Below are 11,696 nucleotides of genomic sequence, written 5' to 3'. Positions count from 1 at the left end.
TATTGTATCCTCCTTAAACAGGTAATTTCTTAGGCCTGGGTGCCTTTGTTTTTAGCAATAATTGCTTCGGCAATATTTCTCGGAACTTCTTCGTAATGGTCAACTTCCATGGAGTAGTTGCCGCGGCCCTGAGTTTTGGAACGCAGGTCGGTAGCGTAACCGAACATTTCAGACAGCGGAACGAATGCATCAATAACCTGGGCACCATTGCGTGCTTCCATGCTGTTAATGCGGCCGCGGCGGGAGTTCAGGTCGCCGATAACGTCGCCCATGTATTCTTCAGGAACGGTAACTTCTACTTTCATGTAAGGTTCAAGAATAACCGGGTCAGCTTTCAGTGCACCAGCACGGAAGCCCATAGAACCGGCAATCTTAAATGCCATTTCAGAGGAGTCAACTTCATGGTAAGAGCCGTCGTAGACAGTTACGCCAACGTCTACCATCGGATAACCGGCAACTACGCCGTTTTCCATAGCTTCTTTAACACCTGCTTCAACAGGCCCGATGTATTCTTTCGGAATAGCACCGCCGACAACTTTGTTGTCGAATTTGAAGCCTTCGCCGGGTTCCAGCGGAGTGAGTTCCAACCAGCAGTGACCATACTGGCCTTTACCGCCGGACTGACGAACGAATTTGCCTTCAGCCTTAACGGATTTGCGGATGGTTTCACGGTAAGCAACCTGCGGGTTACCTACGCTGCAGCCAACGTGGAATTCACGGAGCAGACGGTCAACGATAATATCGAGGTGAAGCTCGCCCATGCCGGAGATAATGGTCTGAGCGGTTTCAGGGTCGGTACGTACGCGGAAGGTCGGGTCTTCTTCAGCGAGTTTCTGCAAAGCAATGCCCATTTTTTCCTGGTCAGCCTTGGTTTTAGGTTCAACTGCTACGGAAATAACAGGATCCGGGAATACCATGGATTCGAGAATGATAGGAGCTTTTTCATCGCAGAGGGTGTCGCCGGTAGTGGTATCTTTCAGGCCAACTGCTGCTGCGATATCACCTGCGTAAACCTTTTCAATTTCCTGACGGTGGTTAGCATGCATTTGCAGGATACGGCCGATACGTTCGCGTTTGCCCTTAGTGGAGTTATATACATAGGAACCGGATTCAAGAGTACCGGAATATACGCGGAAGAATGCGAGTTTACCTACATACGGGTCAGTCATGATTTTGAATGCGAGAGCTGCAAACGGTTCTTCATCACTGGACGGGCGTTCATCTTCTTCGCCGGTTTCCGGGTTAACGCCTTTGATGTGAGGAATGTCGGTAGGAGCCGGCATGAATGCAACAATTGCATCAAGCAAAGGCTGAACGCCTTTGTTTTTATAAGAAGAACCACAGCAAACCGGAGTCATTTTGCAGGCAATGGTTTGTTTGCGGATGCCTGTCATGATTTCTTCTTCGGTGAGTTCTTCGCCTTCAAGATATTTCATCATCAGGTCGTCATCGCTTTCAGCAACTGCTTCGATAAGAGCCTGACGGTATTCTTCGGCTTTTTCCTTCATATCTTCCGGAATTTCAACGAATTCTTCGTCTTTGCCGAGTTTATCGCCATAAACGATAGCTTTCATTTTAATAAGGTCAACCATGCCTTCGAAAGTATCTTCATAGCCGATAGGAAGCTGGATAGGTACTGCATTAGCACCGAGGCGGTCTTTCATCATTTGAACTACGTTATAGAAGTTCGCGCCTGTAATATCCATTTTGTTTACATAAGCCATACGAGGTACGCTGTATTTATCAGCCTGGCGCCATACGGTTTCAGACTGAGGTTCAACGCCGCCTTTGGCACAGAAAACTGCAACAGAGCCGTCAAGGACACGCAGAGAACGTTCAACTTCTACAGTGAAGTCAACGTGGCCCGGGGTATCAATGATGTTGATACGGTGGCCTTTCCAGTGGCAGGTTGTAGCAGCCGAAGTAATGGTAATACCACGTTCTTTTTCCTGTTCCATCCAGTCCATGGTAGCAGCGCCTTCATGGGTTTCGCCGATTTTATGAACGCGGCCAGTATAGAACAGAATACGTTCGGTCGTGGTGGTTTTACCGGCATCGATGTGAGCCATGATACCGATATTTCTTGTTTTCTCAAGTGGAAATTCTCTGCCCACTTTTTCGTCCTCCCTCTAATAAAAATCAGGGTTCTGGTTAAATTACCAGCGATAATGAGCAAACGCTTTGTTTGCTTCAGCCATCTTATGGGTATCTTCGCGTTTTTTAACAGCAGCGCCGGTACCGTTGGCGGCATCCATAATTTCGCCGGCAACGCGTTCGCACATGGTTCTTTCACCACGCAGGCGGGAGTAGTTTACCAGCCAGCGGATACCAAGAGTGGTTTTACGGTCAGCACGTACTTCTACCGGAACCTGGTAGTTTGCGCCACCTACGCGGCGGGCACGTACTTCAAGGAGCGGCATAACGTTTTTCATAGCCGCATCAAATACTTCAAGGGGATCTTTGCCGGTTTTAGCACGGACAAGATCAAAAGCATCATATACAATGCGTTCTGCAACGCCTTTTTTGCCATCAAGCATGATTTTGTTGATGAATCTGGTTAATAATTTGGAGCCATACACCGGATCCGGCAGTACGTCTCTTTTAGTAACAGGGCCTTTTCTAGGCATGTGTTTCCCTCCTTAATCATTTCGTGAAATCAGTTAATACTGCTTATTTTTTTGCTTTAGCACGTTTAGCGCCGTATTTGGAACGGCCCTGGCTGCGGTTAGCAACGCCAGCAGTATCAAGTGCACCACGAATGATATGGTAACGCACGCCCGGAAGGTCTTTTACCCTTCCGCCTCTAATAAGAACAACGCTGTGTTCTTGCAGATTGTGACCGATACCCGGAATATATGCGGTAACTTCGATGCCGTTGGTTAAACGGACACGAGCAACCTTACGCAGAGCAGAGTTAGGTTTTTTAGGGGTTGTGGTATAAACCCTGGTGCAAACGCCGCGTTTCTGAGGGCATTCTTTCAATGCCGGAGCGGTGGATTTTTCAATTGCAACCTGTCTGCCTTTGCGGACTAATTGGTTAATTGTAGGCATATCGGCACCTCCTTCCCGAATAATTAGATTTGAATGATTATAAAAACTCCCGACTGGCGGAAGTCCCTATCAGTCTTTAAGCACCGCGGCGGCAGCAGCCCCAACGTGAATGCCGCATGCTTTGCCAAGTTCGTGCATCGAATCCGCGGTTATTACTTTTACACCGGCGGCTTCGCAGCTTTCCAAAAGCGGGCGGCTTATGCGGATATCGGCATCGGCTGCGATAAATACCAGCTTTGCCGTTCCCTTTTCAACCGCTTTTGCCGTTTGCTTAACACCAACGACATGTTTAGTTGCTTCTGTTAATTGCTTCAGCATCTGGCTGTTCCTCCTGAAAAAGGGCATAACTGTTCCGTGATACTGATATATTGTACCATTACAAAAAAGGCTTGTCAATATTTTTTGCAACTTTTTTTGCAGGCCTCAGCGCCCATTTTACGGGCTTCTTTCTTTACACGTTGCCTTGTGTTTCAAATGGCGTTTTTGTTATATTCTTTACACATAAAAATGTCTGTTTTACGCCTTTTTTCACAATTCCGCCGCAAAAATTTTAAGCGATAAAAGCAAAAAACAAATAAAAAACTTTAAATTTTCTTAAATTTCAGGTCAATTCAAAAGGGCTGGCGCCCAAATATTTTTTAATTTTTCAAAATTACATCTGGCATTTGCCGGGCTTGTTGAAGGCATCGCCAAAATTTCCACGCCGTTTATGCTGTTTGTGCGGCAATATTTTTTCAACGCAGCATAGGCTTTACCGCCGTTGCAGCAAATACGCCTTATTTTAGGATGGCGGGCAATGAAACCGGCTAAATCATTATATTCCTCATCGCGTATTGCCGAATCGAGGCTGCCTTCACGGCGGCAGAACGCCAGAACATCCCACAGGGCAACATTGCTGCGCAGCAGCAAAGCCTTGCGCTCCTCATAATCATCAAGCATTTCGCCATTATTAAAAATTTCTGCCATTAAACGCCAAAAGCGGTTATTTTTATGCCCGTAATACTGCTGCAGCTCCAGCGAGCGCTCCCCTGGCATTGAACCTAATATTAAAATTGTACAACCGGCATTTTCTACCGGCGCAAAGCACTTGCAAATATCACTCATTATTTTCACCCTCCAAATATATGGAAGCGTTTTTAGTTTTTATAACTTCAATACAGGCGCCCATCTTTTGCCAGCACTTAATATTACTGTTATGCTGCCCGCGCAGTTTCGATTCCATATTCTGCGGCACATAAATTTTTATTTTGCTCCTGCCTGCATTAACCAGCGCCATAATTTGCGGCATAAGTTCGTTTCTGACAGCCATACTTTTCACTATCTCGCCAAAAGCGGGATGAAAAGGGCCTGCTACAATATTTCCGGGGCTGCACAATTCGTCATCCGGCTGTAAGCCGATGCGGATAACATTAATGCCGTTACCGGTAAATTTCTGCAAAGCTGCTGCACAAAGCTCCGCGGCAGCTTCCACTCCAAGCGGAGTAAACTTTCCGCTGCGGTACGTTTCTTCAAGCGGTGTATCTTTAATTACCAAAAGCGGATAAAGCCTTACCATATCCGGTTTTAAGGCAATGCTTTCCGCAACGGTATCCATAAAGCTTGCCTCGGTTTGCCCGGGCATGCCGCACATCAGCTGCAAGCCTGTTTTAAAACCATGTGCGCGCAAAAGTTCAACAGCCTTTACAACGCTTGCCGCATTATGGCCGCGCCCGGCCAGCTCCAAAACGCTGTCATCCAAAGACTGTACGCCCAGTTCCACCGTGCTTACATTATGCTTTTTTAAAAGAGCCAGCCTTTCTTCATCTATATAATCCGGCCGCGTCGATAAGCGCACGCTGCCAATAATTCCCTCCTGCAAAAGTTTATCAACCGGCTTGAAAAGTTCTTCCTGTAAATTCATATCAAGGCCGGTAAAAGAACCGCCGTAAAAAGCAGCTTCGTTTTCTTTGCCCGGTTTAATCCATTGTAAATATTTTTCTATCTGCTGCCGCACTGCCTCTGCCGATGCCGTTTTTTGCCCGCTGATTTTCTTCTGGTTGCAAAAAACGCACTGATGCGGGCAGCCTGCGTGCGGAATAAAAATTGGAATAATGCTCATAACTTTACCTTTCATTGTATTCTTACCTGCATTATATTCTGCTGCCGCCGCATCGTCAATACGGCAATTGCAAGCCCCGTTTATATATGTTAGAATAGCAGGTGCAAAATAATATAAAGGATGAATTTTTATGGGTTATTTATATCTTGCTTTGGCAATCAGCCTTGAACTTATCGGCACAACATGCCTTAAATATTCCGAAGGATTTACCAAACTTTACCCTTCACTTGCAACGCTTGCCGCTTACGGGTTATGCTTTTATTTATTTTCCAAATCGCTTTTATACCTGCATTTAAGCATTGCTTATGCAATATGGTGCGCCATAGGCATTGTAGCGGCAACGCTGATTTCAGTTTTTCTTTTCAATGAAGCGCTTTCCCCGGCAGGCTATTTTGCCATTGCCCTTATTGTGGCAGGCGTTATAATTTTAAACCTTTTCGGACCTGCGCACTAAACAAAATTTAATTAAGGCATACAAAAAACGGTTTCAGGTATTCAGCCCGAAACCGTTTTACTTTATTTTTTAAGTTTTTCCAAAGCACTTTTTGCAGCGTGCTGCTCAGCTTCTTTTTTGCTGTGCCCTATGCCTTTGCCGATAACCCTGCCTGCAACCGAAACAACAGTCGTAAACGACTTGTTATGCTCCGGCCCGCTGGAATCAATCAGTTCATAGGTAATTTCCACATCGCCGTCTTTTTGAACTACTTCCTGCAAACGTGTTTTATAATCGGAATAAATTCCGTGTTCGCAAATAAAATCAAGTTCCTGCTTCATCAACCCCAGCAAAAATTTTTCTGCGGAGGCAAGCCCCTGGTCGATATAGTATGCACCCAAAACAGATTCAAAAGCATCTGCCAGGATAGAAGCCCTGTTGCGTCCGCCGGAAAGGTCTTCGCCTTTGCCGAGGCGCAGGTACTTGCCGAGAGAAATTTTATGCGCATACTGTGCCAGTGAAGTTTCACAAACAATGTGGGCACGCAGCTTGGTAAGTTCACCCTCATTAAGTTTTGGAAAGTTTTTGTACATATAGGTGCTGACGATAATACTTAAAACAGAATCACCCAAAAATTCAATGCGTTCATTGTGTTCCGGGCGCGGCTGTTCTTTAGCCTCATGGGCATAGGAAGTATGTGTCAGCGCTGTATTTAAAATATCTAAATTATTCATGGTAATTCCAAGCTGCCTGCAAAACTCAAGCAGCTCTTCCTTACGCTTACTTTGCATAGCAATCACCGTTTCTGTGCTTATGCCTTGTATTTTTTCAGAAGAATGCATGCATTATGGCCGCCAAAGCCGAAGTTGTTGGAAAGCGCAGCTCTTACTTCTGCTTTGCGGGCAACATTAGGCACATAGTCAAGGTCAAGTCCTTCTTCAAGGTCTGGGTCTTCGTAGTTGATAGTAGGCGGAACAACGCCGTTATCAATGGTTAAAGCGGTTGCAATGGCTTCAACGCCGCCTGCTGCACCAAGGAGGTGGCCGGTCATGGATTTGTTGGAACTGATCATCATTTTATAAGCATGGTCGCCAAAAATTTTCTTGGCTGCCAGAGTTTCGTTCAGGTCATTTCTGTGAGTAGAAGTGCCGTGAGCGTTGATGTAATCAACTTCGTCCGGGCTGATGCCTGCATCTTTAATGGCAAGTTCCATGCATACAGCCGGCATTTCGCCGCTCGGGTCCGGAGCAGTGATATGGTAAGCATCGGCAGTCATGCCGTAGCCTGCAACTTCTGCGTAGATATGTGCGCCGCGTTTAAGTGCATGTTCAAGTTCTTCCAGAACAAGCACACCTGCGCCTTCGCCCATAACAAAGCCGTCACGTTTTTTATCAAACGGGCAGGATGCTTTTTCGGGGTGTTCGTTATTGGTAGAAAGAGCTTTCATGTTGCCGAAGCCTGCTACTGCCAGCGGGTTAATAGCAGCTTCGCTGCCGCCTGCCATCATAATATCGGCATCGCCGTACTGAATAATTCTGAAAGCTTCGCCAACACAGTGGGTGCCGGTTGCACATGCGGTTACAATAGCCATGTTGGGGCCTTTAAAACCAAGAGCAATGGAAATCTGGCCTGCCGGCATATTCGGAATTTCCATAGGAATAAAGAACGGGCTGATTTTGGACGGGCCTTTTTCAACAAATTTCAAGGTCTGTTCCAGGTAAGTATGCATGCCGCCAATGCCGCTGCCTACGCAAACGCCTGCTCTTACAGGGTCAATGCTGTTAAGGTCAAGTTTGGCATCTTCAACAGCCATTTTAGCTGCGGCAACTGCAAACTGGGTAACGCGGTCCATGCGTTTGCCTTCTTTTTTATCGCCGTATTTGGAAAAATCAAAATCCTTTACTTCACCGGCAATTCTTGTGCCGTATTCGCTGGCATCAAACTGGGTAATCGGGCCTACGCCGGATTTACCTGCAACCAGATTGTTCCAAAATTCATCTTTGCCGATACCGATAGGGGTAATAGCACCTACACCGGTTATAACAACTCTTCTCTTCAAAACAAATCACCTCAAATTTAAATTTTTTCTATATCTTCTTTCAGCCTTCTGAAAATTTCTTTAACAGGCAGAATTTCCTTAATCTTCCACATATTTGCACCGGTAAAAACAAGACCGGTTTCCACATCGCCCTGCTGTGCACGGGTTAACGCCCTGATAATGCAGAAGCTGCGGGAACAATGCTTGAGGCAGGCGTCGCAGGTTGTAGGACGCGGCGGATTGCCGTCAAGAACCTTTTGTGCAAACGGATTTAAAATTGCGCGGCCCTTATAACCAACCGGGCTGTCAATCTGCACAACATCTTCCTTAGTCATTTTGAGATAAAATTCCTTCAGAGCAGGAGCACCGTTGGATTCTTCGCTGGCAGCAAAGCGGCTGCCCATTTGTACGCCGCTGGCGCCAAGCTTCAGAAGTTCGGCTACATCAGCACCGCAAACAGCACCGCCTGCGGCAATAACCGGAATTTTTACAGCTTTAATAATATCCGGCAGAATAGTTTTGATAGATTCCTGCGTGCCCAGATGGCCGCCTGCCTCCGTACCTTCAACAACAATTGCCGAAGCGCCGAGCTTTTCGGAAATTTTAGCCAGCTTTACGGAAGAAACAATAGGAACAACTGCTACGTTGTAGGCGCGGCCGATGGCGAAAATATCTCTTGAAAAACCGGCGCCGGCAACAAGCAAATCAACTTTCTCTTCAGCTGCTGTTGTAATAAGGTCCGCAAAAGCGCGTGCTGCCACCATAGCGTTAATGCCAATCATGCCTCTGCCTTCGCTCAGTTTTCTCGCAAGGCGGATTTCCTGGCGCAGTTCATCAAGCTCAAGGCCGGACGCAGCTACAAGGCCTACGCCGCCTTCTCTTGCTACAGCACCTGCAAGGCGCGCAGTCGAAAGCCTGATGGCCATGCCTCCCTGAAATATTGGCATTTCAGCTACTTTATCACCTATTTTAAGCACTGGTAATTTCAACAAATATCCCCCATTTCTGGTTAAGATGCAACTTTTAAAACTTGGCAGGGAGGCTTAATGCCTCCCGCCAAACTGCGGATAAATTATTTTTCTTCATCCAACATTTTAACTGCGTCCGCAACAGTGCGGATTTTTTCTGCTTTTTCGTCAGGAATTTCAACGCCGAATTCCTCTTCGAAAGCCATGATTAATTCAACGATGTCAAGAGAGTCAGCGCCCAAATCGTCGATGAAGGAAGATTCCATTTTTACTTCTTCCGGGTCAACACTCAACTGTTCTACGGTGATGTTTTTAACTTTGTCGAAAGTGCTCATTACGATTCACCTCCTTCCAAGGTAGTTTGATAATACATTATTACATTACCATACCGCCGTCGACATGTAAAGTCTGGCCGGTTATATAAGCGGCATTATCGCTCACAAGGAACAGTACCGCTTTGGCAATATCCTCAGGCTCACCCAGACGGGCAAGCGGAATGGAAGCTTCCATTGCAGCAACAACTTTTTCGGAAAGAACGCTGGTCATATCGGTTTTGATAAAGCCGGGGGTAACAGCGTTAACCCTGATGCCGCGGGCAGCCATTTCTTTGGCAACGCTGCGGGTAAAGCCCAAAATGCCTGCTTTGGCAGCAGCATAGTTGGCCTGGCCTGCATTGCCCATTAAAGCAACAACGGAGCTGATATTTACAATTGCGCCGCTGCGCTGTTTTGCCATATATTTTACAGCTGCTTTGGTGCAGTTGAACACACCTTTAAGGTTGGTATTGAGAACAGCGTCCCAATCTTCTTCTTTCATGCGCAGAAGCAGGGTATCGCGGGTAATACCGGCATTATTAACAAGAATATCAATATGGCCGAGTTCTTTAACCACTTTATCTATCATTTCAGCGCAAACTTCGGTTTGGGAAACGTCACCCTGCACGAGAATGGCTTTTCTGCCCATTTTTTCAATTTCAGCAGCAACTGCTTCAGCAGCAGCGGTGCTGCCTGCAAAATTAACGGCTACATCTGCGCCGTTTTCGGCAAGCAAAAGCGCAATTGCTTTGCCAATGCCGCGGGATGCCCCGGTAACTAAAGCTACTTTGCCTTCTAACAGCATTTTAACGGACCTCCTGGAAATAAGCAAGTGTTTTTGCAAGGCTTGCTTCATCTTCTACGTTAAGGGAAGTTACAGATTTGTCAATTTTCTTGTTAAAGCCGCACAGAACTTTGCCCGGGCCAACTTCAACAAAAGTATCTACGCCGCCGGCAATCATTTTTCTTACGCCGGTTTCCCAAAGCACAGGCATAGCAGCCTGACGGATTAAGGATTCTTTAATAACCTCTGCTTTGGTTACTTCTTCGGCGTTAACGTTTGCCATAACGGGGATTTTAGCATCGTGGAAAGTAATGGTTTTAAATACTTCTGCCAGACGGTCGGAAGCGGGCTGGAGCAGAGTGCTGTGGAAAGGAGCGCTTACCGGCAGGAGAACTGCGCGTTTTGCACCGGCTTCTTTCAAAGCAACAAGAGCCTTGTCCACTGCGCCAACGGCACCGGCAATTACAACCTGGCCGGGGCAGTTAAAGTTTACTGCCTGTACTGCTTCGCCGCATTCAGCTTCCACGCTGCGGCAGATTTCAACAATTTTATCGCTGTCCATGCCAAGTACGGCAGCCATACTGCCTTCGCCTACAGGAACTGCTTCCTGCATGAACTGGCCTCTTTTGCGTACAATGCGTACGGCATCTGCAAAATCAAGTGCTTCTGCCTGCACCAGTGCGGAATATTCACCCAGGCTGTGGCCTGCTGCAATTTCGCAGGTTACGCCGTTTTCGGCAAGAACTCTTGCGCAGGCAACGCTGGCAGTTAAAATTGCCGGCTGGGTATTAAAAGTAAGGCGCAGCTGGTCTTCCGGGCCTTCAAAGCACAGTTTGCTGATGGAAAAACCGAGTGCTTCGTCAGCTTCTTCAAAAGTCCTGCGTGCGCAGGCATAGTTTTCGTACAAATCTTTGCACATGCCAACGCTCTGAGAGCCCTGGCCGGGGAAAATAAATGCTACTTTACTCATTAACATAGCCTCTCTTTCGCCAATTATTTACACCATTTAAGAACAATACTGCCCCAGGTAAGGCCCGCGCCGAAAGCAACAAGCAGCAGGTTGTCGCCTTTTTTCATGGCATGCTGGTCCTGCATTTCCGTAAGAGCGATAGGAATGCATGCTGCGGAAGTATTACTGTATTTATCAATATTTACCCAAACTTTATCCATCGGCATTTTAAAATGCTTGGCAGCGGACTGAATGATGCGGATATTGGCCTGGTGCGGTACCAGCATATCAATATCTTCATTGGTCAGGCCGGCCTGTTCGAGGGATTTTTTAGCCGTTTTTCCCATAATTTTTACGGCGAACTTAAATACTTCGTTGCCGTTCATATGTACGGTATGTTCTTTGGCGTCAACGGTTTCGTGGCTGGCAGGTTTTCTGCTGCCGCCTGCGGGCTGCATAAGGTGAATGCTTCCTGCGCCGTCACTGCCAAGGTCAAGGCCCAAAATGCCGTAGCCTTCTTCAACCTCGCCAAGTACGGCTGCGCCTGCGCCGTCGCCAAACAGTACGCAGGTATTGCGGTCTTCCCAGTTCAAAATACGGGAAAGGGTTTCCGCACCGATTACAAGGGCTTTTTTATAAACGCCACTGGCAATCATCTGCGCAGCAACGCTTACACCGTAAACAAAGCCAGTGCAGCCTGCTGAAAGGTCAAACGCAGCTGCGTGCGTTGCCCACAGTCTGTCCTGCACAAGGCAGGCGGTGGAAGGATATACGCCGTAATCAGGCGTAGCGGTTGCAACAATGATAAGGTCAAGGTCGGCAGGGGCAACACCGGCATCTTCCAGTGCACGCCTTGCGGCGATAAGGGCCATGTCGCTTGTAGCCTGTTCAGGAGCCGCAATATGGCGGGTTCTGATGCCCGTGCGCTGCACAATCCATTCATCGCTGGTATCAACCATTTTTTCAAGGTCGTGGTTGGTCAAAATCTTGCTGGGAAGATAGCTGCCTACACCCAGAATACCAACTTGTTTTACAGCTTTAGTCATGTATTTATCCTCGTT

General features: G+C 47.1%; 14 protein-coding genes. 1 reads left to right on the top strand and 13 read right to left on the bottom strand.

What is annotated here, in order from left to right; genetic code table 11:
• Positions 1-29 precede the first annotated feature (29 nt).
• From fusA to M3079_RS06910, 6 genes are all read right to left on the bottom strand, one after another.
• On the bottom strand, positions 30-2,114 hold the full coding sequence (fusA, locus tag M3079_RS06935; protein WP_021715514.1) for an elongation factor G: 2,085 nt from the start codon (positions 2,112-2,114) through the stop codon (positions 30-32).
• Between the two features lie 42 nt (positions 2,115-2,156).
• Entirely contained in the window at positions 2,157-2,627 is a 471-nt protein-coding gene (gene rpsG, locus M3079_RS06930; RefSeq protein ID WP_021715515.1) for a 30S ribosomal protein S7, read from the bottom strand.
• A 43-nt stretch (positions 2,628-2,670) separates the two neighbouring features.
• A complete protein-coding gene (rpsL, locus tag M3079_RS06925; protein ID WP_021715516.1) occupies positions 2,671-3,051 on the bottom strand; it encodes a 30S ribosomal protein S12 in 381 nt (126 codons plus the stop codon).
• 69 nt (positions 3,052-3,120) lie between these two features.
• Complete coding sequence (locus tag M3079_RS06920) at positions 3,121-3,369, bottom strand: ribosomal L7Ae/L30e/S12e/Gadd45 family protein (protein WP_021715517.1); 249 nt, start codon at positions 3,367-3,369, stop codon at positions 3,121-3,123.
• Positions 3,370-3,657: 288 nt separating this feature from the next.
• Positions 3,658-4,155, bottom strand: a complete 498-nt coding sequence (locus tag M3079_RS06915) for a DNA-deoxyinosine glycosylase (RefSeq protein WP_249078215.1) — start codon at positions 4,153-4,155, stop codon at positions 3,658-3,660.
• Positions 4,148-5,164 carry a radical SAM protein gene (locus tag M3079_RS06910; RefSeq protein ID WP_249078213.1) on the bottom strand — a complete coding sequence of 339 codons (1,017 nt, stop codon included), beginning with the start codon at positions 5,162-5,164 and terminating at the stop codon, positions 4,148-4,150. Before M3079_RS06910 ends, M3079_RS06915 begins: the two co-directional genes overlap by 8 nt.
• Before the next feature lie 115 nt (positions 5,165-5,279).
• Between M3079_RS06910 and M3079_RS06905 the strand changes: the two genes are divergently transcribed.
• Complete coding sequence (locus M3079_RS06905) at positions 5,280-5,603, top strand: multidrug efflux SMR transporter (RefSeq protein ID WP_249078212.1); 324 nt, start codon at positions 5,280-5,282, stop codon at positions 5,601-5,603.
• Between the two features lie 62 nt (positions 5,604-5,665).
• On the opposite strand, the gene rnc is transcribed toward M3079_RS06905, so the two are convergent.
• From rnc to M3079_RS06870, 7 genes are all read right to left on the bottom strand, one after another.
• The gene (gene rnc, locus M3079_RS06900) at positions 5,666-6,373 is read right to left on the bottom strand and encodes a ribonuclease III (protein ID WP_021715521.1); all 708 of its coding nucleotides are present in this window, start codon (positions 6,371-6,373) and stop codon (positions 5,666-5,668) included.
• A gap of 20 nt (positions 6,374-6,393) precedes the next feature.
• Positions 6,394-7,641 carry a beta-ketoacyl-ACP synthase II gene (gene fabF, locus M3079_RS06895; RefSeq protein WP_249078210.1) on the bottom strand — a complete coding sequence of 416 codons (1,248 nt, stop codon included), beginning with the start codon at positions 7,639-7,641 and terminating at the stop codon, positions 6,394-6,396.
• A gap of 17 nt (positions 7,642-7,658) precedes the next feature.
• The gene (locus M3079_RS06890; protein ID WP_021715523.1) at positions 7,659-8,609 is read right to left on the bottom strand and encodes a nitronate monooxygenase; all 951 of its coding nucleotides are present in this window, start codon (positions 8,607-8,609) and stop codon (positions 7,659-7,661) included.
• Positions 8,610-8,692: 83 nt separating this feature from the next.
• Positions 8,693-8,923: an acyl carrier protein gene (locus tag M3079_RS06885; RefSeq protein ID WP_021715524.1), complete on the bottom strand. Its 231-nt coding sequence runs from the start codon at positions 8,921-8,923 to the stop codon at positions 8,693-8,695.
• A 40-nt stretch (positions 8,924-8,963) separates the two neighbouring features.
• Positions 8,964-9,707, bottom strand: coding sequence for a 3-oxoacyl-[acyl-carrier-protein] reductase (gene fabG / locus M3079_RS06880; RefSeq protein WP_349293350.1), 744 nt, complete (start codon positions 9,705-9,707; stop codon positions 8,964-8,966).
• Position 9,708: 1 nt separating this feature from the next.
• Positions 9,709-10,656 carry an ACP S-malonyltransferase gene (fabD, locus tag M3079_RS06875; protein WP_021715526.1) on the bottom strand — a complete coding sequence of 316 codons (948 nt, stop codon included), beginning with the start codon at positions 10,654-10,656 and terminating at the stop codon, positions 9,709-9,711.
• Positions 10,657-10,679: 23 nt separating this feature from the next.
• On the bottom strand, positions 10,680-11,681 hold the full coding sequence (locus M3079_RS06870; protein WP_021715527.1) for a beta-ketoacyl-ACP synthase III: 1,002 nt from the start codon (positions 11,679-11,681) through the stop codon (positions 10,680-10,682).
• Between the last annotated feature and the right edge of the window lie 15 nt (positions 11,682-11,696).

Source organism: Phascolarctobacterium sp. ET69 (assembly GCF_023336935.1).
GTDB lineage: Bacteria > Bacillota > Negativicutes > Acidaminococcales > Acidaminococcaceae > Fusicatenibacter_A > Fusicatenibacter_A intestinipullorum.
Note: the sequence above shows the minus strand (reverse complement) of the source record. Positions and strands in the feature narration are given on the sequence as shown.